This is a genomic window from Nitrosomonas sp. ANs5 (genome assembly GCF_050584665.1).
Classification (GTDB): Bacteria; Pseudomonadota; Gammaproteobacteria; order Burkholderiales; family Nitrosomonadaceae; genus Nitrosomonas.
In genome coordinates this window covers 1-26,795 of sequence record NZ_JBEUDO010000037.1, presented here as the reverse complement: position 1 = coordinate 26,795, position 26,795 = coordinate 1, and the positions used below count along the sequence as shown (strand labels likewise).

24 protein-coding genes are annotated in these 26,795 nt (G+C 54.1%); 11 read left to right on the top strand and 13 right to left on the bottom strand.

Annotated features, from left to right (window positions below; all coding sequences use genetic code 11):
- The 9 genes from ABTW62_RS09775 to ABTW62_RS09735 form a co-directional block, all read right to left on the bottom strand.
- Positions 1–417: type II toxin-antitoxin system VapC family toxin (locus ABTW62_RS09775; protein WP_430904392.1), on the bottom strand; the 417-nt coding region annotated here is incomplete at its 3' end.
- On the bottom strand, positions 414–704 hold the full coding sequence (locus ABTW62_RS09770; RefSeq protein WP_430904391.1) for a FitA-like ribbon-helix-helix domain-containing protein: 291 nt from the start codon (positions 702–704) through the stop codon (positions 414–416). The genes ABTW62_RS09770 and ABTW62_RS09775, both read right to left, overlap by 4 nt.
- Positions 705–719: 15 nt before the next feature.
- Entirely contained in the window at positions 720–887 is a 168-nt protein-coding gene (locus tag ABTW62_RS09765) for a hypothetical protein (protein WP_430904390.1), read from the bottom strand.
- 156 nt (positions 888–1,043) lie between these two features.
- Positions 1,044–2,603 (bottom strand): glutamine-hydrolyzing GMP synthase, encoded by a 1,560-nt coding sequence (guaA, locus tag ABTW62_RS09760; RefSeq protein ID WP_430904389.1) that lies wholly within the window; start codon positions 2,601–2,603, stop codon positions 1,044–1,046.
- Between the two features lie 11 nt (positions 2,604–2,614).
- Positions 2,615–4,078: an IMP dehydrogenase gene (gene guaB, locus ABTW62_RS09755; protein WP_430904388.1), complete on the bottom strand. Its 1,464-nt coding sequence runs from the start codon at positions 4,076–4,078 to the stop codon at positions 2,615–2,617.
- Between the two features lie 89 nt (positions 4,079–4,167).
- Positions 4,168–4,533, bottom strand: a complete 366-nt coding sequence (locus tag ABTW62_RS09750) for an exosortase system-associated protein, TIGR04073 family (RefSeq protein WP_430904387.1) — start codon at positions 4,531–4,533, stop codon at positions 4,168–4,170.
- 43 nt (positions 4,534–4,576) lie between these two features.
- Positions 4,577–5,239 (bottom strand): HAD family hydrolase, encoded by a 663-nt coding sequence (locus ABTW62_RS09745; protein WP_430904386.1) that lies wholly within the window; start codon positions 5,237–5,239, stop codon positions 4,577–4,579.
- 115 nt (positions 5,240–5,354) lie between these two features.
- Complete coding sequence (gene hda, locus ABTW62_RS09740; protein ID WP_430904385.1) at positions 5,355–6,047, bottom strand: DnaA regulatory inactivator Hda; 693 nt, start codon at positions 6,045–6,047, stop codon at positions 5,355–5,357.
- Positions 6,048–6,055: 8 nt separating this feature from the next.
- Entirely contained in the window at positions 6,056–6,337 is a 282-nt protein-coding gene (locus ABTW62_RS09735; protein ID WP_430904384.1) for a hypothetical protein, read from the bottom strand.
- A 119-nt stretch (positions 6,338–6,456) separates the two neighbouring features.
- Here ABTW62_RS09735 and ABTW62_RS09730 point away from each other — a divergent pair, with 119 nt between their 5' ends.
- The 3 genes from ABTW62_RS09730 to ABTW62_RS09720 all read left to right on the top strand — a co-directional run bounded on the left by ABTW62_RS09730 (position 6,457) and on the right by ABTW62_RS09720 (position 10,208).
- Positions 6,457–8,757 carry a TonB-dependent receptor family protein gene (locus tag ABTW62_RS09730; RefSeq protein WP_430904383.1) on the top strand — a complete coding sequence of 767 codons (2,301 nt, stop codon included), beginning with the start codon at positions 6,457–6,459 and terminating at the stop codon, positions 8,755–8,757.
- A 240-nt stretch (positions 8,758–8,997) separates the two neighbouring features.
- Positions 8,998–9,555 (top strand): acyloxyacyl hydrolase, encoded by a 558-nt coding sequence (locus tag ABTW62_RS09725; RefSeq protein WP_430904382.1) that lies wholly within the window; start codon positions 8,998–9,000, stop codon positions 9,553–9,555.
- 263 nt (positions 9,556–9,818) lie between these two features.
- Positions 9,819–10,208, top strand: coding sequence for a YchJ family protein (locus tag ABTW62_RS09720; protein WP_430904381.1), 390 nt, complete (start codon positions 9,819–9,821; stop codon positions 10,206–10,208).
- Positions 10,209–10,243: 35 nt separating this feature from the next.
- Here the strand turns inward: ABTW62_RS09720 and ABTW62_RS09715 are convergent, their stop codons facing one another.
- Positions 10,244–10,789 (bottom strand): PEP-CTERM sorting domain-containing protein, encoded by a 546-nt coding sequence (locus ABTW62_RS09715; protein ID WP_430904380.1) that lies wholly within the window; start codon positions 10,787–10,789, stop codon positions 10,244–10,246.
- Between the two features lie 518 nt (positions 10,790–11,307).
- Between ABTW62_RS09715 and ABTW62_RS09710 the strand changes: the two genes are divergently transcribed.
- Positions 11,308–11,610: a hypothetical protein gene (locus tag ABTW62_RS09710; RefSeq protein ID WP_430904379.1), complete on the top strand. Its 303-nt coding sequence runs from the start codon at positions 11,308–11,310 to the stop codon at positions 11,608–11,610.
- Positions 11,611–11,722: 112 nt separating this feature from the next.
- Entirely contained in the window at positions 11,723–11,902 is a 180-nt protein-coding gene (locus ABTW62_RS09705; protein ID WP_430904378.1) for a hypothetical protein, read from the top strand.
- Between the two features lie 3 nt (positions 11,903–11,905).
- On the opposite strand, the gene ABTW62_RS09700 is transcribed toward ABTW62_RS09705, so the two are convergent.
- Together ABTW62_RS09700 and ABTW62_RS09695 are read right to left on the bottom strand one after the other, a co-directional pair.
- Positions 11,906–12,337, bottom strand: a complete 432-nt coding sequence (locus ABTW62_RS09700; protein WP_430904377.1) for a glycine zipper family protein — start codon at positions 12,335–12,337, stop codon at positions 11,906–11,908.
- Between the two features lie 61 nt (positions 12,338–12,398).
- Complete coding sequence (locus tag ABTW62_RS09695) at positions 12,399–12,833, bottom strand: hypothetical protein (protein WP_430904376.1); 435 nt, start codon at positions 12,831–12,833, stop codon at positions 12,399–12,401.
- A 618-nt stretch (positions 12,834–13,451) separates the two neighbouring features.
- Between ABTW62_RS09695 and ABTW62_RS09690 the strand changes: the two genes are divergently transcribed.
- The 6 genes from ABTW62_RS09690 to ABTW62_RS09665 all read left to right on the top strand — a co-directional run bounded on the left by ABTW62_RS09690 (position 13,452) and on the right by ABTW62_RS09665 (position 25,565).
- Positions 13,452–14,027, top strand: coding sequence for a DUF2238 domain-containing protein (locus ABTW62_RS09690; protein WP_430904375.1), 576 nt, complete (start codon positions 13,452–13,454; stop codon positions 14,025–14,027).
- A gap of 508 nt (positions 14,028–14,535) precedes the next feature.
- Entirely contained in the window at positions 14,536–21,570 is a 7,035-nt protein-coding gene (locus ABTW62_RS09685) for a DUF4347 domain-containing protein (RefSeq protein ID WP_430904374.1), read from the top strand.
- Between the two features lie 495 nt (positions 21,571–22,065).
- On the top strand, positions 22,066–22,686 hold the full coding sequence (locus ABTW62_RS09680) for a phage tail protein (protein WP_430904373.1): 621 nt from the start codon (positions 22,066–22,068) through the stop codon (positions 22,684–22,686).
- A 175-nt stretch (positions 22,687–22,861) separates the two neighbouring features.
- Positions 22,862–23,839: a tetratricopeptide repeat protein gene (locus tag ABTW62_RS09675; RefSeq protein WP_430904372.1), complete on the top strand. Its 978-nt coding sequence runs from the start codon at positions 22,862–22,864 to the stop codon at positions 23,837–23,839.
- Positions 23,836–24,528, top strand: a complete 693-nt coding sequence (locus tag ABTW62_RS09670) for an SPOR domain-containing protein (protein ID WP_430904371.1) — start codon at positions 23,836–23,838, stop codon at positions 24,526–24,528. The genes ABTW62_RS09675 and ABTW62_RS09670 overlap by 4 nt, the downstream gene beginning before the upstream one ends.
- Before the next feature lie 467 nt (positions 24,529–24,995).
- On the top strand, positions 24,996–25,565 hold the full coding sequence (locus ABTW62_RS09665; RefSeq protein WP_430904370.1) for a hypothetical protein: 570 nt from the start codon (positions 24,996–24,998) through the stop codon (positions 25,563–25,565).
- A gap of 402 nt (positions 25,566–25,967) precedes the next feature.
- Here the strand turns inward: ABTW62_RS09665 and ABTW62_RS09660 are convergent, their stop codons facing one another.
- Positions 25,968–26,762: a class I SAM-dependent methyltransferase gene (locus ABTW62_RS09660; protein WP_430904369.1), complete on the bottom strand. Its 795-nt coding sequence runs from the start codon at positions 26,760–26,762 to the stop codon at positions 25,968–25,970.
- Between the last annotated feature and the right edge of the window lie 33 nt (positions 26,763–26,795).

Genomic DNA, 26,795 nt, shown 5'->3' with positions numbered 1-26,795 from the left:
GGCTTCCCAAGGGTTAATTGTGTCTACGCCCGCCGCTTCAAACGGGCTGACGTCTCGCGTGGCGACTATCATGCCATTAGCGGCGGCCGTCGCTGCGATATATCCATCGGCTGCGCCGATTGCCAAGCCTGCTGTTCGTGCCTTCGCCATTAGCTCACCGTAGGCTTTCGATGCCGACATATCGAACGGCAGCACCCGCCCGACAAACAACGGCAGAATTTGCTTTTCCAGGCTCTCTTGCAACCTGTCACGGCGTTTGCCGGCAGGCAACGACGCCATCCCGAAACGCAGTTCGGCCACCGTGATAGCCGACAGGTAAAGCGTTTCGAGTGCCTGCGCGTCAATCCAGTCAATCACCCGAGTTTCAGGGGCCTGACGCAGTGGCTCCGAAACGACATTGGTATCCAGTACGATCATTCGAACGTCATGGGCTTAGCAGGGGTCTTGTCGCGCACCTGCTCGATGGTCTTAAGGTCTTCATCGGTCAACTTGGCCCGGCGGCCGACCTCGGCCAGCAGAGAACCCAGTTTCTTCCGACCTTTCGGCTTTACAGCATTTTCCAGGATGTCGCGGATTTCCGCTTCGGCGCTACGCCCGTGCTGGGCAGCCAGCACCTTCAAGGCGCGATGCACCTCATCCGGTACGTTTCTAACAGTAATAGACGGCATGATTTCAAACCCCGTACTTGCTTTACATGACTGCATTTTAGCACACTGCAATCATCGCGCAAATTTTACCACGTCCGCCCCTTGTTCTGCCGCCTCGCCTTCTCGGCGTCCAGCTCCGCCCGCAGCTTGGCCTTGCGGCGCTCCTGCTCGCTCGGTGACCATCGCATTCACTTCCTCTCTGCCATATTCCTGATGCAGCAGATTGAAGATTTGATCCAACGGCGTCTTAGTGCCGGACTGAATGGCGGAACGGAGTACTAGAAAATAAACCGACTCCCTTTGATAAGGGGCACAAGAGCCCGAGAAGATTTGCAACGCAAGCTATTGAAAAAAGACGCCCTTGTGGCGTCTTTTTTCAATATTGGCAACGGAGGTTTATTCCCACTCAATGGTCGCGGGTGGCTTGCCGGAGATGTCATAGACCACCCGGTTGATGCCACGCACTTCATTGATGATGCGATTGGAAATTTTTGCCAGCAAGGTGTAGGGCAATTCCGCCCAATGAGCGGTCATGAAATCTTCGGTCTGAACGGCGCGTAGCGCAATCACATATTCGTAGCTGCGGCTGTCTCCCATAACGCCCACTGATTTGACCGGCAAAAAGACTGCAAACGCTTGCGAAGTTTTCTCGTACCAGCCAGAGTTTTTCAGCTCTTCGATGAAAATGGCGTCTGCTTGGCGTAACAATTCGGCATATTCGTATTTGACTTCGCCGAGAATCCGGACCCCCAGCCCCGGTCCCGGGAAGGGGTGCCGGAAGATCAGGTCGTGCGGCAGGCCGAGCGCCAATCCAAGTTCTCTGACTTCGTCCTTGAACAGCTCACGCAGGGGTTCAAGCAGTTTGAGATGCAAAGTCTTCGGCAGCCCCCCCACGTTGTGATGGGACTTGATCGTGCCCGCCTTCTGCGTGTGGCTGCCTGCGGATTCGATCACATCCGGGTAGATAGTGCCCTGTGCCAGCCATTTGGCATCATTGATTTTTTCAGCTTCCTGTTGGAAGATTTCCACGAACTCGCGGCCGATGGTACGGCGTTTCTGCTCTGGATCGGCGATACCTTTTAATTGCTCGAGAAATTGCCGGCTGGCATCGATATGGACAACGTTGACAGCCAGATTGCGGCTGAATGTCTCCATGACCTGCTTGGCTTCGTGCAGGCGCAGCAGACCGTTATCGACAAAGACGCAGATCAGCTGATCACCGATAGCGCGATGGATCAATGCGGCTGCCACCGAAGAATCCACCCCTCCCGACAGTCCCAGAATGACCTTTTCGTTACCGACCTGGGCGCGAATCCGGCCTATGGCTTCTTCTATGTAATCGGGCATGTTCCAGTCGTGGCCCGCTGTGCAGATATCATGCACGAAGCTGTCGATGATTGCCTTGCCTTGCAGGGTATGCGTGACCTCGGGGTGGAACTGCAGCCCATAAAACTTGCGTGACTCGTCGGCCATTGCCGCATAGGGCGTGGCAGCATTGTGGGCAATGACGCTGAAGCCCGGCGGCAGCGCATCGACACGATCGCCGTGACTCATCCAGACATCAAGCATGGGCTTGCCATCGGGAGCGATGCGGTCCTGGATGTTCTGGAACAATCGGCATGGTTCAATAGCCAGTTCCGCATAGCCAAATTCACGCGTTTGTGCATTTTCCACCTGGCCACCCAGCTGAGCGGCCATGACCTGCATGCCATAGCAGATGCCGAGGATGGGGACACCCAGCTCGAATACGATTTGTGGTGCGCGCGGTGCATTTTCGGTAAAAGCCGAGGCAGGCCCGCCGGAAAGCACGATACCGATGGGCGCGAGATCCTGGATAAATTGCGGATCGACATCAAATGGATGCAGCTCGCAATACACATGGGTTTCCCGAATGCGGCGCGCGATCAGCTGTGTGTATTGGGAACCAAAATCCAGGATGAGAATAGTTGGGTGCATGTGAGGAAGGTTTATTCGATATGGTAATTGGGCGCTTCCTTGGTGATGTGTACATCATGCACATGTGATTCGCGTACACCGGCGGAAGTGATTTCAATAAACTCGGCTCTTTCATGAATGTCCTGGATGGACGCGCAGCCCAGGTAGCCCATGCTGGATCGAACGCCCCCCATCAGTTGATGAATGACGCTGACCAGCGTGCCTTTATAGGGTACGCGCCCTTCCACGCCTTCCGGAACCAGTTTATGGGCTTCATGCCGTTCGGTTTCCTGGAAATAGCGATCGCTTGATCCTTGCTGCATGGCCGATAACGAACCCATGCCACGATAGCACTTGTAGGATCGCCCCTTGAGCATTTCGATTTCGCCCGGAGATTCCTCCGTGCCCGCCAGCAAGCCACCCAGCATGACAGCGTCTGCCCCGGCCGCAAGCGCCTTGGCGATATCGCCGGAATAGCGAATCCCGCCATCGGCGATTACCGGTATATCCGAGCCAAGCAATGCTGTCGCAACGTTGTCGATCGCTGAAATTTGTGGCACCCCGACACCAGCGACGACTCTCGTGGTGCAAATCGAGCCAGGGCCGATGCCAACCTTTATCGCGTCAGCACCGCAATCCACCAGCGCCCTGGCCGCAGAAGCCGTGGCAATATTGCCGGCGATCACCTGGATATCTGGGAAATGTTTCTTGACCCAGCGCACACGATCCAGCACCCCTTGCGAATGACCATGCGCGGTATCCACGACGATGACATCCGCTCCCGCTTCGACCAGCGCGGCAGCGCGTTCGTCACTACCTTCTCCGACACCGATTGCCGCCCCGACGCACAGGCGTTCCTGGCCATCCTTGGTCGCATTGGGATGCTCGGTGGTTTTGGTGATGTCCTTGACGGTGATCATGCCGCGTAATTCGAAGTTGTCATCGACTATCAGTACTTTTTCCAGTCTGTGCTTGTGCAGCAAAGCCAGCGCCTCTTCGTGGGAGGTGCCTTCCTTGACGGTTACCAGGCGCTTTTTGGGGGTCATGATGTTTTTGACCAGTTGGTCGAGGTTGGTTTCAAACCGTAAATCGCGATTGGTTACGATTCCCAGGACTTTTTTGCCCTTGACCACAGGCAAGCCAGAAATGTTGTGCTGTTTGATCAATTCCAGCACCTTTCGCACGGTCATATCCGGGGAAACGACAACCGGATCTTTAACTACGCCGCTTTCGAAGCGTTTTACTTGCGCGACTTGTGCGGCTTGCATGCCGATCGGCATATTCTTGTGAATAATGCCGATGCCGCCTTCCTGGGCGAGGGCGATGGCCAGTCTCGCCTCGGTGACCGTGTCCATTGCGGCGGAGATAACCGGTATCTTGATTTTGAGCGTACGGGTGAGTTGCGTGGTCAGGTCGACATCTCTTGGCAAAACTTCTGAATGAGCGGGCACCAATAGGACATCGTCGAAAGTGAGAGCTTTCTGTATTAGTCGCATGCTTACGATCCTTCACAAAACGATATTATAACGGAACCCGTCATGCTGTTTTGCACTTACTCCAGTTTGTGTGCAGCTTGGGAATAAAACTACTTGCGCATGCGTGGGGCCGCATAGCGTGTTTCCTTGTCGAAATCGTCCCAGATATAGGCTGGATCGACCATGGGTGTGGTAGGCACAAAAAACGTGGCAATATCGACCGCGCCACTTAAAGTCCGGCCGATCATGTGGACAAGGCCGGTAAAAAAGCCTGCCGTCATGCCGTAAGCGGCCCCTTGCTGATGGCCGGTGATCATCATGGTTTTGGGAATTTCAGCCACGCCCGTCACGACGTTGGCAACACCGTTGCCTAGCTTTTCTCCCACTTTGGTGGGATATTCGCCTGCCTGCGCATTCATGGGAAACAACCAACATAGAGCGGCAACTAACAGGAATAATCTGAAGGTTTGATGCATTTCTGTATCTCCTTATGAAAAAGTGTGTTTCCGGTGGATCGTGTCAACGCAAGCTGATGATCGGCCAGCCGTTCTTTTGTGCGTGCTCGTGCAAGGTGGCATCGGGATCGACTGCCACCGGGTGTGTCACTTTGCGCAACAGTGGTAGATCATTGAGCGAATCGCTGTAAAACCAGCTTTGCAAGAATGAAAGCCAGGTAAGATTCTGTTCATTAAACCATTGTTCCAGCCGGGTGATTTTGCCTGCCTGAAAACAGGGTATTCCCGAGACGCGGCCGGTAAATTGTCCATTTTTCTGCTCAGGTTCGGTCGCGATCAAGTGCCGTATCCCCAGCGCCTGGGCAATCGGCGCAGTCACAAAACTGTTGGTCGCGGTAATAATGATGCATAAATCCTGTTCGGCCTGGTGCCTGGCGATCAATTCGCGTGCGCCGGGGGCAATCAGCGGCATGATCTTCTGTTGAATGAAGCTGCTGCGCCATGCATGCAACTGTTCACGAGGATGGCGGGACAAGGGTTTGAGCTGAAAGTCCAGGAATTCATGGATATCCAACGTGCCGGCCTTGTATTGTTCATAAAATTCGATGTTGCGGGCCTCGTAGACTTCCCGGTCGAGCACATCTTGCTCGATGAGGAACTGCGCCCATTGAAAATCACTGTCGCCAGCCAGGAGGGTATTGTCGAGATCGAATAAAGCCAACTTCATGATGCCGGATTCCTCGGTTGGAGTGGCTGGCATGCAGGGTGATGCAAGCAGGGAGTCATGTCAAAACTTTTGGTCAAAGATAAGGTGTTCATAAAATTAATGTTCAAATCGGCGCTCAGCTATGTGCCTGGGATGAAGCTGACTGCAACAGTTCGCGTAACAAGGGCAGCGTGACCGGGCGTCGCCTGGCCAGAGAAAAGCGGTCCAGTGCGTTGATCAGTTTGATCAAAGAGGGCAGATCCCGTTGCGCGTGCTTCAACAGATAATCACAGATTTCCTGGGATAACTCAAACCCGCACCGTTTCGCATGGCCTTTCATCACTTCGATTTTATTCTCATCAGCCAATTCATGCACCTGATAAACCAGTCCCCAGCCTAAACGGGTCGTCAGATCCGGTCGTAAATCAAGTTGTGCCGGGGGAGCGGTGCCGCTGGCCAGGAATATGCCCTGGTTGTTTTCATAGATGCGATTGTAAAGATTGAATAGTTTGATTTGTCCTGGGGCATCCAATCGTTCGACATTGTCGACTGCTACGCAGGCCATGGTTGCACTGAAACTGAATTTGTCTGTAAGAGCGCAATCGATATAGGCGGCCTGCTGATGTTGCTGCAAGAAAACATCGGTGACTGCCTGCAGCAAATGGCTTCTGCCACTGCCTGCTTGACCCCACAGATACAAGAAACGATCTTGTTGCTGTCCGGCAATCAGGTTGGTTAGTACATGCAGCAATTCAGTGTTATCCCCGGGAATGTAATTCTCCAGAGTGGGTGGATCGGTTTTATTCAGGTCCAGGAGTAGCTGCTTCATTGGTGGTGTCAGAGAGTGCTTTTCATGGTGAAGAAAAATGCGACCAAAAAGTGACTGTTGAATGGAATGGACGAGTGGGCATTTTCCACGCTTTCTAGGCGTTTTGTAAAGCCAGGAAAATGCCGGAGGCTTGTTTGGGTTGGCATGGTGTGTGCAAGCTTGTATGGAGAGTGATAAAAGCGTATCCCGCAACCATCATGCGCAGGGTGTGCCTGCGCATACATCTCGCTGAACATTGTATAGCGGCATGTTCGATTATAGGTGATGGCCAGAAAAACGGGTGATGTCATTTAGACCTGGCGGCGTAAATCAGGATTTACGTTTGTCATGACAATTTTTTACTTGCCAATTTAAACGTTGATGAATATCATTCTCATTTGTATTATCGTTATTAAGGGAGATGGGGTGTATGAAAAAACAAATTGATCGGCGAGCGGTGAATACAAGACCGCTGACGGGCCGATCGCTGTTGGTGAAAAGCCTGGCTTGTCTGGGTATTTGTATGGCTACGACGCCGGCCATGGCGGAAGAAGCCGCTGCCAAGGTCAAACTGGCGCCGGTGACGGTCGTCGGGGAACATCAGGAACGGCTGGAGCGCCCTGGCTCGGCACATGTGGTAACCGAGCAAGAACTGCGGGCCCAGAACTACGACAATATCGACCAGGCCTTGCGGCGTGTGCCCGGCGTTTATTTCAGGCAGGAAGACGGCTTCGGCTTGTTTCCCAATATCAGCTTGCGGGGAACGGATACGACCCGCAGTGCCAAAATTACCGTAATGGAAGACGGCGTGATGATCGCGCCAGCCCCTTATTCCGCACCTGCCGCATACTTTTCACCCGCGACCGGTCGGATGAGCAGCATAGAAGTTCTCAAGGGCTCGAGTCAGGTCAAATATGGTCCGCATATCACGGGCGGGGTGCTTAATTATCAGTCCACGCAAATCCCACTCAAGCAGCGCGCTTACCTGCGCAGCACCTATGGCGAATTCGGGGATTTCCGTGCCCATGGTTTTGTTGGCAATACCCTAGATACCGAATGGGGGCGCTTTGGCTACGTGCTGGAAGGGTACTTCAGAAGAAACGATGGTTTTAAAGAGATCGATAAAACCCCTGATTTCCGCAATTCCGGCGATACCGGCTTTACGCGTTTCGAGCCCATGGTCAAGCTTTCCTTTGAGCCTAAAACCGATCTTTATCAGCACTTCGAATTCAAGTTCGGCTATTCCAGCATAGACGCCGATGAAACCTATTTGGGACTGGCGGATGCGGATTTCCGGAATAATCCTTATCGGCGATATGCCGCTAGCCGCTTCGACAACATTACGACCGAGCAATTTCGTGGCCACTTGCGGCACTTTATCGCGCCGACCGATAATCTGGATGTGACCACTACCTTCTATTACACCGAATTCAGCCGCAACTGGCAGAAGCTCCATGATCTTCGCAATGTCCCCGGTGTTGGAAATATGAATTTATCGCGGGCAGTAGCCGGTGCGAATGGGGGCGCAGGGTTGGCCTGCCTCAAAGGCGATCTGGATTGTACCTTGCGCGTGCGTAACAATAATCGCGATTATATGACCCAGGGCGTCGAATCGGTCGCCAATTACCGCTTCGATACCGGACAAATCGCGCATCACATTACCGGTGGCGTCCGCTATCACTATGACGAGGAGCGCCGCTTCCAGCGCGACGAGCTTTTCTTTCAGGCGGCCAACGGCACAATCTTCGATCACAATCCAGGCCAACCAGGTGACGCTGGCAACAGAAAGGACTCTGTCGACGCCCTGGCTTTTCATATGCAGGATCGGATCCGCTGGGGACGGTGGCAGTTTATTCCTGGCATCCGCTATGAACGCTTATGGCTCAATCATAAAAACTTTGATAATCAAGCCAATAGCGGACGTGCGTCGCTGGATCTATTCGCCGGTGGTCTTGGCGTGGTCTATGATCTGAGTGAGGAATGGAAGCTGATCGGTGGCGCGCACAGAGGTTTCTCTCCGCCGAATCCAACGTCGGTAGTGGTTAATAAGCTGAAAGAAGAGACCAGCACCGGCTTTGAATGGGGTGCCCGTTATCTGGGCATGAACGGTGCGCTGTCTGCCGAGGCGATCGGTTTTCTGACCTTGTTTGACGACCTGATCGTGGTTGACAACATTGGTGGGACGGGTACAGGCATGGCGGACAATTTGGGCAAGGCCCAGAGTCTCGGGTTGGAATTTTCCACCACCTTTGATGCGGGTATGGCCAATAATTGGGGTTTCAGCAATCCGTATTTCTTTACTTTTACGTATACCGATGCTACGCAGCGTAGCAATGCCAGATCAACCAATCCTGAATCCATTTTCAGTTTTGGTGAGAAAGGCAACAAAATTCCCTATATTCCTGAATATCAGCTGACTACCGGTACCAGTATCGAGTTTGCCGAATGGGCTTTCAATTTCACGGCCAGCTATATTGGCGCGACCTATACCAGTGCCAGCAATGTAACTGCCCAAGTCGATGGCGACGGCAATCCGGACGCCCGCTTTGGCAAGACCGACAGTTACTGGTTATTGGACATGAGCGCGCATTATCAAGTCAAGCGGGGTGTCAGAATCCTGGCGGGTGTGCACAATCTCCTGGACGAGAAGTATATCTCCTCACGTCAACCGCATGGCCCTCGTCCTGGCGCGCCAAGGATGGCCTACGCCGGTTTCGAGCTTAATTTCTAGTATCCTTCCCTCCGCATCAAACCAACCATTCTGCTCGTGACCAAAACGGGCGGAATGGTTGCTCCTCCCAGACTTGAATGATCCCAAATGTCGCCAGCCGGGCATGAAGATCACCACTGCTTTTTTATCACAGTAGTCCAGGACGATATTCGCTGGCATTCATTCTTGGATGACTGCCTGCAATTGCGTTAATATGCTGTAGCGATTTCTTTGCCTTCCATAGAGTCGGGTATAGTAGCTATGATGCGTAATATAATTGCTGGCATAATGGTTTTTGGTTTGAGCTGTGCGATGGTCTCGACTGGATATACGCATGAGTCGAAGGCGCCGACATGGCTGGATGAAATCAAGATGGGCGTGCTTTACCATGACATAGCTGGCTTGTGGAGCCGGTTCAGCCGGGAGCGCGGCGTGGACCTGAATCTGGAAGCCATTTTCTCGCCCCATACCCATTTTCTAGGCGGCGCCATCCAGCCTGCTTTAGGCGGGTCGGTCAATGTCTCGGGCGATACTTCCAAATTGTATGCGGGCTTGCGTTGGCAATATGCGCATGTCAGTGGTGTTTTTATCGGAGTCGGTTTGGGTGGCGCGGTCCATACTGGCAAGCTAAGTCCGCCGCGCCAGGACCGTAAAGCACTTGGATCCCGGGTATTGTTTCACATTCCGCTCGAAATCGGCTATCGCTTCAAAGCTAGGCATGCCTTGTCGGTATACTTTGATCATGTCTCCAACGCCCATCTCGCCAAGGATAACGAGGGTCTGGATACGCTGGGGGTGCGCTATGGCTACCGATTCTAGTAGCAGCATAAGCAGAATTGGCGGCGCTGTGAAAAACCTTACCTAATATGTAGAGCGCGCTTGCGCACCATCAAACATTCTGACTGGCGCCAGCAAATCGTTTTGCATAACAAAAACCTACGATGCGCAGCTCAACGGGCTGCGGCTATCCAGACGCCTTTCGGCGGCAATGTATGGCCGCAGTGGATATGACGTTTAAAAGATAGGCCCTAAACGGAAATTTCCAAACAGCCTCTAAATTAATTGCGGTCAATTGAAGAGATATGGGAGCGGAAATCAGTTGTTGCCCATGTGGCAGCCAGGAACAATATAGCGAGTGTTGCGGCCGTTATCTCGAAAAGCAAGCATCTGCGCCCAGCGCGGTCGCGTTGATGCGTTCACGCTACACCGCCTATACGCTCGGTCGTGAGGATTACCTGCTGGCAACCTGGCATCAAAGTACCCGCCCGGCGTCACTGGGATTGGCGCGTGAATCGCACAGCAAGTGGCTCGGGCTGACCGTGAAGTACCATGAACAAGTGTCGCCCGGTCGGGCGACAGTGGAGTTCGTGGCACGCTATAAGGTAGGGGGACGTGCGCATCGATTGCATGAAATGAGCCGCTTTATCTATGAAGCCGGGCAATGGTTTTATATCGATGGCGATATATGTTAGGCAGTTTCTACGATGGCCTTGTTTCCGATCCCGGCTCAGCGGCCGCGGACGGGTTTGCGACGCGTGAGAACGAGACTCACCAGGCACAAGCCGACCAGGGCGAGCGTAGCCGGCTCTGGAACTTGTCGCGTTTCCCCTGGTATGCTGCTTCCCGGATAATCTGGATTTGTGGCAGCAGGTGAACCTGGTCCAGGAATCATAGGGAAGCCACCCCCACCTCCACCAATTCCAATTCCAGGAGGAAAGGATCCTCCTCCATTCGGCGTATCGTTCATGGATCTGGCAATTTGATGCCGTCGACTGCCTAATTCCTGTATGGACTGGGTGTCGATAAATGGAGTGATGTCGTCAAACCCGCCCCATATTGCGCCCATGCGATCATGATTGTTGCCGATGTGCGGGTTCAGGCTGGGTAAATAGGATTGGTTATTGTTCGCAGGCATATGCTGATTGAAGAGTGGCTTCGCTTTGTCGGCAAAGGTAAAGGTCTGCATTGTCGCCTGGGCACCCACCGATACAAGCAGCAGGGCCATGCCAAGGATAGGTGCCGAAAGCCTGATATGTAGGGTTGTAGTGTTCATTTTCGTTTGCCTCGTTTGTCAATGTTGTCTTCAGATCATGGTGTGAATGAGAGATCTGAGCGAAACTCTATTCCAGGCAGGGAGAAAAGAATATTGTACTGAGGTCTAGGATATAAAAAGTAAGGCCGGGGAATATCAGAAGGTATGAGCAGGCATCGCACAGATCTCTCTGGTTTCCAAACAGCTTCAAACGGAATCAATGCTTGGCAAACCATGCGGACTTTGTGCTAATTTGGTTATACCGGGAGAGTCCTGAAAAGAATCATGCGACAGCCTACCGGGGGACTGTATTGCATCATCCCGAAAATCCCAGCGGAGCTATTTGGCTCACATGTTGTCATGAAATGAATAGGTTTTTTTGTACCCCTGGTGGGTGGCGGTGCTACGAGCCGTATTGCGCAGCTTTTAAACCCCATGGCGGCATTGCAATGCCTTGAATGAAATAGCTTTCATGTCGTCGTGGTGCTTTGTCCTGTGCTCTGGAAACCGCGCATTTCAACCTGTTTAGGATTTCCAGGATGATTGAACCATTGCAGAATCGGGAGAAACTCATGTCAGACATCAAAGCGGTTTTGATTGCTGCTGTCCTTGTTGCAGTCATTTTTTCCATGCCCATGGTACAAGCGGATACGTTGTATAAAAATGACGGGGGAGCCGGAGAGCAGCAGATGGAAAGCGAGCGCGAGCTGCACAAGCGCGCACGGGAGTTGGGGCGAGACGAGCGCAAGCGCTGGGAAGAAATGAATCGCGAGAAGCGCCAGCATCGGCAACAAATGTTGCGCGAGGAAATCAAGCCGCGCCAAGAGGTGGATCGCTACTAAGAAGCTGTGTGGAAATGCCTGTTTGGGGCCGATTTCTTCAACGTCATATTCATTGCGGCGATGCATTGCCGCCGAAAAGCGTCTGGATGGCCGCGGCCCGTTGGGCTTCGCCATGAACGGCAGTGAATGTATGTGCGGCGGTCATTTTTTACTGTCCCATCTTTGCGAGCGCAGCGAAGCAATCCAGCCCAACGTCAACCTGACCTTGATGTCGAATACCTCGCCTGGTAGGCAGCAGCCGTTGGGCTTCGCATTGGATGGTGCGCAAGCGCACCCTGCCGATAAACGCTGATCACTATTGCCAGCCGGTTACTTCGTAACCTTTCTCTTGCAGGCACCGGTTAACAAAATTCGCAAAAGCCGGGTTGGGTTGTGAGGATCTTGCGGGCGACAGGATGCTTCTCAAAAAGCCGTAGGTGGCGCCACTGGCGGCACCTACCATGGCGCCTGTTCCCGGCGAACCCGTAATGGCGCCCCCGACAGCGCCACTGGCCGCGCCAGCGCCACCCCCGATGACCGTGCTCGATGCAACATTGCCACTTCTCCCGCCACTTTCTCTCGCGCCAGCAGCTCTGGCCAATTGCCTGCAGTCCTCAATATCCCGCTCGGCAACATTTTTTCCGACCGACAGGTAATGAGCATTGGGGTACAGGACCGGTCGTGTGCTGGCGCATGCCACGAGCCCTGATATGAGCAGACCCATGGCGAGTAATCTTGCTGATTTCATTGTTGAACCTTTCTTTGGAGCGCTGTTGTCATCGGCCTGACAGAAAGCCATGGCACAACGCCTACGGGCAGGCGATCAGCCTGATATTGCCGTTTGAATGGAATTGACGCGGCGCGCCGCCATCAGTGGTAACGCCCAGGGCATGCCATGTGCCACTCAATGTTGCAGCCTCTAGCACTGCGCTGACAGTTTCATGCCAGGCCCCAAATGCTTCGGTATGACCCGACCCTTGAATGGTCATTTTAACCTGGTTGCCTACTATTGCCGCATTGCCATGTGCCGCGGTGATTTCGCCTAGCCCGTTATCTTCACGGCCATAAAGCGCATAGTGCCCGCCGTCCTTCTGGTATATCCCAAATTGATACATCCAGGCAGGAACTTCGTTGATCAGCACTTGCCAGCAGAAATCGCCATGATAGGTTTCCGCATGAGACTGGGGTATCATCGAGAACATGAGCAAGCCAAACAATGCAGGAAAAGATAGAGAGGTTTTCATTTTAAGATCGCTCCGGGAACGTTGAGAACAAATTTTGTCGTGAAGTAAAAATCGTAAGCCATTGCCTCATCTGGCAGCATCTCGCTTCATATATGACAGCATGGTCTCATAGCGAAATAAATTTCGCAAAAACTTTTATATTGTGCAGACTTGCCGGCGCTGCGTGATCGATTGTAGCCATTTTGACCGCATTCTGGATCTTTGGTAGATTGGTTGTGGTGCGGAGACATTCGCTTGTTTTCCATATTTGAGACCTCACAATTTCGAGAAGCGCTTTGCATTGCCATCCGGCGAGAATCTGTGGTGCGGCCAATACGACCCACTATTCCAAGCGCTATGGGCACTGATCATGACAATCCAGCAAGACTGCATCACATCCATTGATCGGACGTTGGACAGAATCAGCCTAACATTCATCCATACCGGTTTTCATGTCCAGCAATCAACTTTCCAGAACTGTACCTTCATTCAACCTGGTGAGCCACACATTATGAGATTTTCAGGTTGAACGGTAGGGCGGAGCGTATCCACCGCTATTTGGTGATTTTTCTGCATGTCATCATGGCGGTGGAGCTGGTGTTCGTCATCAATGACGGCCATTGGATGCATGCTTTCCTATTGCTTGCCATCAGCAGCATTACCCTGATGCCGGTCGTGCTGGGGCGCAGATTCCGGATTTACATCCCGGCCGAATTCCAGATTCTGGCGATTCTGTTCGTTTTTGCCGCCTTGTTCCTGGGCGAAATCCATCGCTATTACGACCGCCTGTGGTGGTGGGATATCGCGCTGCATGCCAGCGCCGGGCTGCTGCTGGGGATTTTTGGCTTTTTGTTGGTGTACGTGCTCAACGAAAACAAGCGCGCCGAGCTGTCGATGCGCCCGCGCTTCATCGCGTTCTTTGCCTTTCTGTTTTCTGTCGCCATGAGCGCCCTGTGGGAGATTTTCGAGTTCGCGATGGATCAGATTTTCGGCACCAACATGCAAAAACCGATGCTGGGCGATGATTCCGGATTGACCGATACCATGTGGGATCTGATCGTCAATGTGATCGGCGCGCTCATCATCAGCCTGCTCGGCTGGCGGTACCTGGTGCGGGGCAAGCGTTCCTTTATCGAAGTCTGGATAGCCAAATTCATCGACCGCAATCCACGCCTTTTCAGCCGCTACGATAAGCATCCGCCGGATGAGGACTGAGTTTGCCGGATATGCGATTTCCCTCCGATTCCCCTCGGAATAAAGCGAAGAAAACTGTCTATTTTGGGATTATAAACCCGGAAAAGTGCGGTGTATTCTTGACCCGGATTGTCTGGACATCGTTTGCAAGAACGGTGTCTGCGGAAAAACGGCTTGCCGATTCATCAATTGATCGCAAGACATGCCGTTATGACAATCTGGAAGGTGTCCTAGGAGGCTGTCCGAGAATAGGCTGATCTACTGCGGACGAGCCTGATTGGCCGGATTTTACGATCCTTTTCGTTAAATAGAACAACTATTCGCCTCAAATAATCGAAAAATCCAACTCAAACAGCCTCGCCCTCGCTACGATCGCTATTCTCGGACAGCCTCCTAGCACCGCTTGCCTGTTTTCAACCGCTTTGCGCAATCATCAGGGGAATTTTGAATGGCTCGAATAAAATCCGGTCGCGCTGCATCAGTCAGCCGATCACCAGAACAAGCAACTACAACGGCTATCTCATCAAGCATGCAGTCCCCTGAAAAGTACAAGGCCTCTTTCTGCCCGGACATAGCAAGCTTGCCTGGCGTCAAGCCCGCCCATGCAGCCGGCTGCAAGGAAATCGTTTTTATCGACCAGGGCGTCGAAGACTATTCCCATCTGATTGCAGCGGCCAGAGCCGGTGTCATGGTGCATGTCATCGACAGCAGCCGGGACGGCGTGCGGCAAATGAGCGCCGTCCTCCAGCAGCAATCGGGACTCAGTGCCGTGCACATCGTTTCACATGGCAGCGCGGGCTGCCTGGCGCTCGGAAACAGCCTGCTCACAGTCGAAACACTCGAACGTTATCGGGGCGACCTGTTTGCCTGGCAGCAGGCGCTGAAAGATCATGCCGAAATCTTGCTATATGGCTGTAATGTCGGCCAGGGGGCGCTGGGTGAATATTTTGTCCGGCAGCTGGCGGATATGACTGGTGCGAATATTGCTGCATCCACCACGCTTACCGGCCATGCCAGCAAGCAAGGCGACTGGGAATTGGCTTTTACCATAGGCGAAATAAAATGCCCCATCGCCTTTACCGATAATCTGGCCGCTGCCTATCCTGGCGTGCTCGTGGCAGTCGAAAATTATGATGTCGATCCGGGACTTGGTAGTTTTCCAACTTCATTTGAATTGAATGGATTTGTCTATGCCTTTACTGATGAGGGAGATGGGGGGGATTTTGGCTGGATAAATCAATATGGGGTTGGTGATTCGGGGTTCGTCAGTCCGGGTTCTTTGGGTGCTTCAAATACAGGCACGACGGAAAGTTTTACCATTCGCAAATCTGATGGCACACCATTTCTGTTTAAAGAGATCTGGATATTCGCTGAGTTAGATGATGTCACTGTTGCTGGTATGTTGAATGGAAGTGCGATTGATTCCACAATCATATCCGCAGGAGTTGCCTGGGCAGCCGCATCATTTTCCGGTGATGGTACCGTTATCGATACACTTAAGATTTCTTCGGTAGATTTCATTCCAAATCTTGATGGAATCGATAATTTTAAATATTCTCTGGCACTTCCCAATGCTTCTCCCAACCTGACCATCAACAACGACAACAGCCTGCTCTATACCGAGAATGACACCGCCACCCAGATCGACGCCAGCGCAATCCTCAACGATCCGGACGGCGATGCGGACTGGGATGGCGGAACGCTCACCATCCAGATCACCGGCAACGCTGAAGCGGCAGACCACCTCAGTATCGTCAATCACGCAGTAGGCAGCATCCACACCTTCGGCAATAAGCTAAAAGATGGTGCGACGGAGGTCGGTACCTTGAGCGCGGATGAGGGCACGGTCAGCGGTGGTACGATGCTGACCATCACCTTCAACGACCAGGCAACCAATGCGCGGGTCCAGCAGGTCGTCCAAGCCATTCATTATCACAATGATTCCAACGACCCCGGCACCGGGGACCGCACCATCACTTTCACGGCAACCGACCGGCATGGCGGCACAGCGTCGGATACGCGCACCGTGGCGATTACTGCCACCAACGATGCGCCGACATTGACAGCAACTCCCGCTACGCTGGATTTTACCGAAGGCGAAGCACCGGTATCGCTGTTTTCCGGCACGGCAATCGATGCCGTGGAAGCGGATGACAAGATTATTGAACTGGTTCTGACTGTCACCCAGGTGACCGATGGCGCGCATGAAGTGTTAACCATCGATGGTTCCGGCGTCAGCCTGACGGACGGCAATTCAGTCGCATCCACAGCCAACCATGCGATGGCGGTCGGGGTGGCTGTGACAGGGACTACGGCTACAGTAACCATTGGCAAGGCGGGCGGCATCACCCCCGCCGAGGCACAAACCCTCGTCAATGCGATCGCCTACAGCAATACCAGCCGCGATCCGACGGCAGCCAACCGCGTCATCACCCTGACCTCGATCCAGGATAACGGCGGCACCGCCGATGGCGGGATGGATACCACCGCGCTGGCCATTGCTTCGACCGTAACCGTCGTGCCAGTCAACGATCCGCCTGAGATCGACAATTTGGATGGCGATGCGGTCAGTTTCAGTGTGGGTGGCGCGGCGGTTGCGCTGGATAAGGATGCCGATGTCACGCTGACGGACGTCGACACGAGCGTATTCGATGGCGGCAAGGTGACAGCGGCGATAACCGCCAATGGCCAGTCTGCTGAGGACGAGCTGCTGGTCGGAGATGTCGGGCCCATTTCCCTGTCAGGCTCGAATGTCGAGCATACCGATGGCGTCACCATCGGCACCGTGACGGGTGGAACCGCTGGAGATAGCCTGGTGGTGACGCTGAATGCCCATGCAACCGTGGCACGGGTGCAGGATTTGCTGAAAGCCTTGCAATATGTCAACACCAATCCGGACACGGTCAATACTGACCCACGCACCGTGAGCGTGACAGTCGATGACGGCGAGAGTGAACATTCCACTTCATCTGTTCAATCGATTACGGTTAACCTAGTTCGGGCGCCCATCATCGATCTGGATAGCGATGGCAGTACTTTCACTGAAAAGGGTGGGGCCGTTGCCCTGGTGGGTGAAGGTGCTACGATTACCGATGATGGCAGTTTCAAGTCACTCACCGTCACGCTCACCAATCGCCCGGATGGCGTAGCCGAAAGCCTGAGTTCCACCTACGGTACCGGTGCTCTGACAGTCAATGACGAGGCCGTCACCATTGCTGCCTATGACAATGCCACCGGTGTGCTGCATATCAGCGTGACTGGTGGCCCGGTTTCCGAGGCAACCATGCAGCTGCTGATCCAATCGATTCGTTATGACAATGCCAGCAACGATCCCGATACGACCGCGCGTAGCATTACCTTTAGCGCTACCGACAACGATGATCATGTCGGGCCGCCTGTCACTGCTACCCTCAACATGGTGGCGGTCAACGATCCGCCGACACTGACTGCTACCGGTGCGGACCCCACTTTTTCCCAGGGGGGAGCGGCTGTCAGTCTGTTCAGTGATGCTGACGCCAGCACGGTCGAAAGCGGTCAATTACTCAAACAGCTGATCATCACTGTCACGAATGTGACCGATGGCGACGGTGCAAACGAGTGGCTGTCGGTCGATGGGCAGGAGATCGCCCTGTCCAATGGCAATTCAGGTACGGCCGGTACCAATCAGATTGCTTATAGTGTGGCTTGGAATGACGGTACCGCAACGCTGACTTTGACTAAAGCGGGCATGAACACAGCGGCCGTGCAGGCGCTTGTCGAGGGACTCGGCTACCGCAACACCAGCACGCCGCCCAGCGATAGCACTCGGGTCGTGACCATCACCAGTCTGAAGGACGATGGCGGCACGGCGGATGGCGGAGAAGATACGGCAGTGCTTTCGATCGCGTCGACCGTCAGCGTGACGCCTTATCCGACTCTCAGCAGCGCAACCTATGATGCGGCAACCGGCGAGCTGATCGTAATTGGTGCCCATATTCAGGCCAACGACAGCGAGGCCGATATCGATATGTCCAAACTGACCCTTACGGGCGAAGGCGGGGAGACCTATACCCTGACGGATTCTGCCAATGTCGACCGTGATTCAGACACGCAGTTCACCGTCACATTGAGCGTGGCCGACCGGGTTGCGCTCAATCAGATCATCAATAAAATCGGTACGGTTTCCACCACCGGCACAGTCTACAATCTGGCCGCGGCTGATGACTGGAATACGGCCGTGATGGATGGTGATACCGCCGATATGACCGGAAACGGCATGACCGTCAGCAACGTGCCTGTGCCCGCGATCACTTCCGCGACTTATGATGCAAGTACCGGCATATTGGTCGTGACCGGCACAGACTTTGTAAAGCGTGCGGGCGATGCCAACGATATCGATGTCTCCAAACTGGCTTTCACTGGAGAAGGCGGCGAGAGCTACACGCTCACCAGCGACAATGTCGACATCACATCGGGTACAGCCTTCACTGTCACGCTGAATGCCGCCGATAGAGTGGCCGTCAACCAGTTTCTCAACAAGAATGGTACGGATTCGACTGGTGGTACGCCTTATAACCTGGCCGCGGCCGAAGACTGGGCGGCCGGCGCCGATACGGCGGTGGCGGTCGCCGATATGACCGGAAACGAGATAACCGTCAGCAACGTGGCCGTGCCGACCATCACAGCGGCCACCTATGACGCCGGGACTGGCGTGCTGGTGGTGACCGGCACCGACTTTCTGAAGCGGGATGGCGCTGCCAACGATATCGATGTCTCCAAACTGGCTTTCACTGGAGAAGGCGGCGAGAGCTACACGCTCACCAGCGACAATGTCGACATCACATCGGGTACAGCCTTCACTGTCACGCTGAATGCCGCCGATAGAGTGGCCGTCAACCAGTTTCTCAACAAGAATGGTACGGATTCGACTGGTGGTACGCCTTATAACCTGGCCGCGGCTGAAGACTGGGCGGCCGGCGCCGATACGGCGGTGGCAGTCGCCGATATGACCGGAAACGAGATAACCGTCAGCAACGTGGCCGTGCCGACCATCACAGCGGCCACCTATGACGCCGGGACTGGCGTGCTGGTGGTGACCGGCACCGACTTTCTGAAGCGGGATGGCGCTGCCAACGATATCGATGTCTCCAAACTGGCTTTCACTGGAGAAGGCGGCGAGAGCTACACGCTCACCAGCGACAATGTCGACATCACATCGGGTACAGCCTTCACTGTCACGCTGAATGCCGCCGATAGAGTGGCCGTCAACCAGTTTCTCAACAAGAATGGTACGGATTCGACTGGTGGTACGCCTTATAACCTGGCCGCGGCTGAAGACTGGGCGGCCGGCGCCGATACGGCGGTGGCAGTCGCCGATATGACCGGAAACGAGATAACCGTCAGCAACGTGGCCGTGCCGACCATCACAGCGGCCACCTATGACGCCGGGACTGGCGTGCTGGTGGTGACCGGCACCGACTTTCTGAAGCGGGATGGCGATGCCAACGATATCGATGTCTCCAAACTTACCATTACGGGCCAGGGGGGGACAACACATACCCTGACTGACACGGCGAATGTAGAGATCACTTCGAGCACGTCTTTCAGCGTGACATTGAGCGCGGCCGACAAGACCGCCGTCAATCAGATCATCAACCACGCAGGCGCCACCTCGGTTGACGATACCGTGTATAACCTCGCGGCTGCCGAGGGTTGGGCGGCGGGTGCCGATGCAGCGGTCAACGTGGCTGACCTGACCGGAAATGGCATCACGGCCACGCTGCCGCCACCGTCCTCTGGTGGTGGCGGGACCGCGCCACCAGCCGTGCCCACGACTGCCACGGTCGATGGAATGCCTGTGACGATAATTACGCAATCCGATGGTGCCGTCCTCTTGACTGTGCCAGTGGTGACAGATGCTTGGGAAAACGACCCGACCACATCATCCCATGAGCATGCTGACATTCCAGTTGTCACGCATGCACAAGGTAAGCCGTTATTGACCGTCGGTCTGCCGATTGGCGTGGGTTTGCGCGCGGCAGGTCAGCCACAGGCGCAGAGCAAATCCAGTGCCGCGGAAGATTTGGTTGCACGTATTCAAAACAAGCTAACGCCGGGAGGCGCTTCGGGCCAAGCCATGACGGCGCATGCCCAGCAATTTATTGATACCGTGGAATTGGACAGTGCAGTGCATGTTCATACCATCGAACTGATAGCGGATTTGTCACAGCGTGCTGAGGTGCCGATCATGATCACGGGTTCGGCCGATCTTGCCAGCGGCAAGCAGCTGTTGGTGATCGATGGCAGCAATCTGCCGGCCGGTACCGTTTTGCAGCTGGACGATATCGCTTTCGCGGCCGTGAGCGGGCCGGTTCACCTGATGGGGGGTAAAGGGAGAAATTTCGTCACGGCCGATGGCCAGGACCAAGTCATTATCCTGGGCGCGGATGATGACATCCTGTTTGGAGGCGATGGCAACGATATCGTGGGCAGCCTCGGCGGCGATGATTTTGTTTCAGGCGGCGCTGGGGATGATGTCGTGTTTGGCGGTACCGGCAATGATATTTTGCATGGTGGGCCCGGCAATGACCGACTCAATGGGGGGTTCGGTTTCGATATGGCTCTCCAGGAAGGAGGGCTTGCCGATTATGAGGTCGCTATCCATGGCCATGAAGTGATTCTGACGCATCGCGATGGAGAGACCGATTCGCTGATCGATGTCGAGCTGGTGCGCTTTGACAGCGGCCCCAGCCTGGCTATCGCCTATTCTGCCGCCGAGGCGGCTGCCCATCATCTGGTTAAAACCTGGCTGGGGCGAGATTTGGCGCCTGGCGAGGGCAATGCGCTACAGAACTGGCGCAATGCCGAAGTGGACGAGATTGTAGCCGCTTTCCTGAACTTGCCGGAGGCAGCAGACTTGCGGGAGAAAAACAGCGACGAGTTGCTGGCTGGCCTGGCCAGTAATCCGTATGTCATCCAGCTCGATGTGGTGCGGGAGTTTATCGGTAGCGATGGCAACGATCAAGGCTATCTCCCGTTGGGGCTTGCGATGCATGTCGATGGCGGCGCCGGGCATGATGTCCTGCGCATGGCAGGCGGACGCGATGCCGTGCATCTCGAACTTGTCGGCGATGTCGTGGAGCTGACGCGCTTGAGTGATGGCGCCATGCTCGGTCTCAAAAATGCCGAAGCGATCGCGTTCGATAGCGGCGAAACAGTCCTGTTCGCGCACAACACGACAGAAGGCATTCTGGGCCGCCTGTTTCACAGCTTTTTCAACCGTGACGCCACCTCCGCGGAATGGCAACTGGGACGGGAAGCGCTTGCCGCTCAAGTTGATCCGGACATTATCCTTGATTGGTTTCAGGAAAAAACCGAATTGAACCACCTGACGGATGTGGATTATATCCAGGCGCTCTACTGGCAGACATTCGGGCGCCAGGCAGCCGGCAGCGAGCTGCAGGTGCAATTGCTCCGCCTGGACAATGAAACGGTTGATCGGTCATGGCTGGCGGTTGAGATTGCGGCCAGCGATGAAGCGATAGATCTGGTCGGTAACGTGATATTGACCGAAGGATGGATTTAGGGCACCTGGGGATGACTGTTTCAGACCGGCCTATTGCAAGGGTGCGCTTGCGCACCGATCGCGGCGCTTGTTCCCGGAAAATCAGCCAAACTGCAGCGGTTTTTGGCAATAGTCCGGAGAGCAAACGAAAAGACTGTCTTATCAACCACTATTGTCGCTTTTGGTAGTCAGTCGGTCAGGCACAATAGCTGAAATGCTGAATGGATAATCCGGATTACGGATATCCTGTGGCATGCTTTCATCACTCATCATTCAGCGTATCGCCCGGCTTCTGTTTCTGATGGGAAAATGGTGGCAAGCGCAAGGAATCTCAAACCATTGCCTGCCTGGCTGGATATAGACGGATAGTCTGGCTGCGGATTGGCGCATGCCATGCTCAGGATCCTGTTCCATGCAGTCCATGTTCGATTCGGATGGATTGCCAGAATTCAAGTGGCTGTTTTCAACGCTGTACTGGGTTTTCCAGATCTTACAATTGAAAAGGAGTTATTCGTGATGCAATGTCATCGTCGTTCAGTCGTATCCCTCACAGTCGGCATTGTGCTGTCATCCAGCGCGCTGGTCAGCAATCCGGCTTATGGTTGCAGTGCAGAACCCATGCTTGCCAGTCTGTGTGTGTTTGCGGGCAATTTTGCACCCCGCGGCTGGGCACTTGCACAAGGCCAGATAATGACCATTTCCAATAACACAGCCCTGTATTCGTTATTGGGCACCACCTATGGCGGCAATGGCCAAACCACCTTTGCTCTGCCTGACACCAGAGGACGTGCTGTGATCGGTGCGGGTCAAGGGCCAGGTTTAACGCATTATCAGCTTGGGCAAACGGGTGGTGTTGAGCAGGTCACCCTTACCGAAGCACAGCTGCCTGCCATCAGGCCGACCGCAACGGTCCATGCGCTAGGCAGCGCCGGTAACAGTGATAATCCGGGCAATCATGTTTGGGCCTCGGTGGGACGCCAGAATATTTATTCAGACACAGCGCCCAATGTCACTATGAGCCCCGGTGCGGTCAGTATCGAGCCGATCGGGGGCGGTCAGCCGCACGAAAATCGTTCGCCTTACATTGCGATGAACTGGATCATTGCGACCCAGGGCATGTATCCAAGCCGGGATTAGTGGCGAGTTCCGCTCTTTGTTCAGGCTGCTGGGCAGTGCTGCCCGTTAGTCTTGTTCTTATGGGCCGCTGAACTGTTTCCAGTTTCAACGCGGTGCATGAAACGCCCCCGGTATGGGTGCTGTAGCAGCACCCATACCGGGGGTGCGTTTGCACCCTATTTACCTGATTCAACTTATGCTAGATAAAGCGAAAAACCGTGGCCGGGCATTTTGCATCATTCTGGGCTGGTGGTGGGCTGCGGCATTGAGCGCCCAGCAGCCCTTACATCAGGATGAACTGGCCCTGGCTCAACAATGGTTGGCCGAAGGCCGCTACACCCAGGCGTTTGAAGTGTTTCAATCCTATGCTCAGGAAAAACAGCATCCGCTGGCCCAGTTTACATTGGCGCTTTTTTATCAACTGGGCTGGGGCAGGGAAATAGATGAAACACAGGCTTGCCAGTGGCATGGCAAAGCGGCGGAAAAAGGTGTGCCGGCAGCCAGCCATTTTTTTGCCGAATGTCTACACCATGGCATCCACCAGCCGGCAGATTATCCGGCTGCCATGCACTGGTATCAGCAAGCAGCCAATCTGGGTCATGCCATTTCATTGTGCGCGATTGCCGAGCTGGTGATACAAGGTAAAAGCCCAGAGACAAACCGTCAAAAAGCGCTGCAAGCATGTGAAGATGTCGCTGCAGCGGGTTCGATTCCCGCCCAATTGCAACTGGGGCGATTTTATCTGATGGACGACCCCTCCCTGCATGATCCGCAAAAAGCAGCCACCTGGTATGGCTACGCAGCGGAAAAAGGAATCTCGGAGGCAAGTTATCATCTTGGTGTGATCCACCGGGATATTTTCGACGACAGTACACGCGCTTTATATTGGTTTGAAACTGCCGCCAGCCAAGGATACATTCCCGCCTATTACCCGACAGCCAATTTGTATTTCATGGCGCCGGTCTCTGACAATACCGGCATGCCCAGAACAGAAAACCTGGCCAAAGCCTATTTGTGGCTACTGGCAACCGAGCGACAATCCGCGCAGGCGGACGAGTTGCAGGCTGTTGGCCAGATGCTCGGCGCACTCCGGCAAATTATGCCTGCTAGCTGGGAAGCGGCGCTGGATCAGAAGGTTGCACAGCACTTGCAAACCTATCATCCAACCAAATGACCATCAGCCATGGCCGATGGTTGTCTGGTTTCGATGAAAGGGGGCGAATCAGCGTGTCGGGTGACGTTGGCCGGGCTTGTTTTTGTTCAAGCAAACGGGCTATCCTGCGCCGCAACGCATATGACCCGGTCGTTTTGATGGTAAAAAAGAGTTGCCCGAATCTTGCATTATGGACGTCAGGTATGTTGTATTTCCTGAGCAGTCAGGCCGCCTGCGCCCAAACCGGTCAGGCGAGCGATACTCAGGCGCAGTACCAAAAGCTGTTCATTGAACAGCAGCAGGCATTTGAGCGCCAGCGCCAGTTTATCAAGCAGCAACGGCGGCAAATCGACCAACTCAGACAGGAAATCGATCAACTGACCGGGCAACCGGTTGCGCCCGCAATAGACGGCTTGAATCCCGAATATGGCAAAGCCTGGCTGCAACGGCTCGATCCAAGGTGTTATACCTTGCAGCTATCGGCATCGGTCGAGGAGAAGGCGTTGCTCGATCTGATCGCAGAGGAAAACATTACCGAGGCATATGCCATCTATTTAAAAACGGTTAATGGCAAGCAGTGGTATGTCCTCGTTTCCGGTTACTATGCTTCAAATCAGGCCGCGTGGCAGGCCATCGCAAATTTGCCGCCCAGTTTGAAAAAGAACAAGCCCTGGCCGGTGAGCATCCAGTCTATCTTGGCACAGCTCTAGTACTCCGTTCCGCCAAAACGCTTACATGAAATCGCGCCTTCGCCTGTCATACGTTGTTGCAAATCCTCGCCATAGCTACGGCTATGACTGCGGTTTGCGCCTAGCCTGGCAGGCGAATCCATCGATTTCATTTGTAAGCTAATTGGCGGAACGGAGTACTAGTCAACAGGTGCTAGGAGGCTGTCCGAGAATAGCGATCTACTGCGGACGAGCCTGATTGGCCGGATGTTACGATCCTTTTCGTTAAATAGAACGACTATTCGCCTCAAATGATCGAAAAATCCAACTCAACCAGCCTCGCCCTCGCTACGATCGCTATTCTCGGACAGCCTCCTAGAACCAAATTTCGCTCAGCCTGTCCTATTTTTATGTCATGCCGGGGAAGGAAGCGTGGTCACTTAGAAATACGCCCTCGTCAGGATAGCAAAAGAACGATTATTTATTGGGCTTCTACAGGAGAGCTGGCCATGCTCAGACAATCGATACGATCAGCCGTTACGTTCTTCGCAGTGCTAGGCATGTTCTACACAGGCATGGCGCTGGGACATGAAAATATCAATCCGGAAAATGACATCTGTGTGCGCAAAGCAGGTGAAAATATGGTGCGCCTGAGCGCATACCAGCCACAGAACAATCTGTTTGGCGAAACCTGCGAGGAAATCCCGGCGGCAGGTGAAACTTATCTGGTGGTGGATTTGCTCGATCCCGTCATGCGCGATATACCCGTGAGCTTGAAAGTGTTTCGTGGCGCTGTCAACGAAGGCGAGACAGTTGCCCAGGTGAATGCCGGCTATCATCCGGATGGCGTGATCAGCGGCGTCGGCATGTTGGATAAAGGGCTTTATTCACTGGTGGTGACAGCTGAAAGCGTGCCGCCGATGAATTATCACTACCAGCTTCGGGTGGATATGGTGGACTACGGCAAGATCGCACGCGCCTGGACAGGCCCCGTAATCGTTTTGCTGTTCTTGTTCTGGCTGGTGTATCACTTTCTGCAATCCAGACGCTGGCGTGCCATGCTCGATCATTACCGCTAACAGATAGAAATGCGCCCGGTTTTTCTATTGAACCGGGTGGCAAGTAGCATAACAAGAAAAAAATAATAAAAGCACTGACCTCCGGCCCAGAAACCGGAGGTTTTTTTGTTGGAGGTCAAGAAACGTTATGCCTCTGAACGCTTTTCAGTGTGGTACAGGCATTGCGTCCTGAATCTGGCAATGGATTGCCCTGAGCTTCATCTATCTCTGCCGAGAAGTTGTCTGGAAACACCTGTTTTATGTCAAGCGCCTCAATATAATGAGAATGCGAGTCATGGCGGTGCGAACCCAGGTTTCGTTCGCCCGAGTCAGTCGCTCGTAGATTCTGCTAATAACTGTTTTGGAACAATGGCTCCGAGTCGTAAGAGAGGAACCTGAAAATGGAAATTTCCAAACAACTTCTCAGGATTTTTCCGCCTCAAACAGTATGGCCTGCATCGGATAACGTGTGGGATTCGAGCCAAACTCTTTGACCAGTGCCTGCGTCAGTGCTTCGGCGATTTCTTCGGGCGCCACGCCACCACGCTCGTTTATTTCGAAGATAAGTGGACTGAAAATCAGCGCCCGCGCGAATGCTGCCACATCCTGAATATCGTATTCCCGCCGCTGGACCGAGATGGCAATTTGCCCAAAACCGGAACGAATCAGCTGCTCCTTGAGCGGATCGATTGCATGACAGGCAACCGGGTCAAACAGGAATCTGGGCGTATCCGACGGAAAGAATTGCTTGAGTACCTCGAAACTCAGGCTGGCGAACGGATTGTAGTGCTCCGAGTCCCAGACGCTGAACAAATACCGCCCGCCGCTTCTGAGTGACCGATGTGCCTCGCGGAATGCCGTTTCTCTATCGAAGAACATGACCCCGAACTGGCAGACCACCGCATCGAAAGCCTCGTCGTCGAAAGGCAGCGCCGTAGCATCCGCAAGCTGAAACGTGATCTGCTCATGCGGCGCAAATTTTGTACGGGCGACATCCAGCATGTCGTCACTGATGTCGATTGCAGTCAGCTTTGCCTCCTGTGCCAGCGCATTGCGTAACTGCCGGGTGACGATGCCCGTCCCTGCGGCGACTTCGAGCACGTCACGCAGCGATTTCTCCGCAGCCCGCCGTGCGATATCCGCACCATAGTGTTCGAAAAGTACAGGACCGAGATGCCGGTCGTAAGGAATGGCGACATCGCCCACATAACCTGCCATAAATCATTCTCCAGTAAATGCAAATAACAAAAG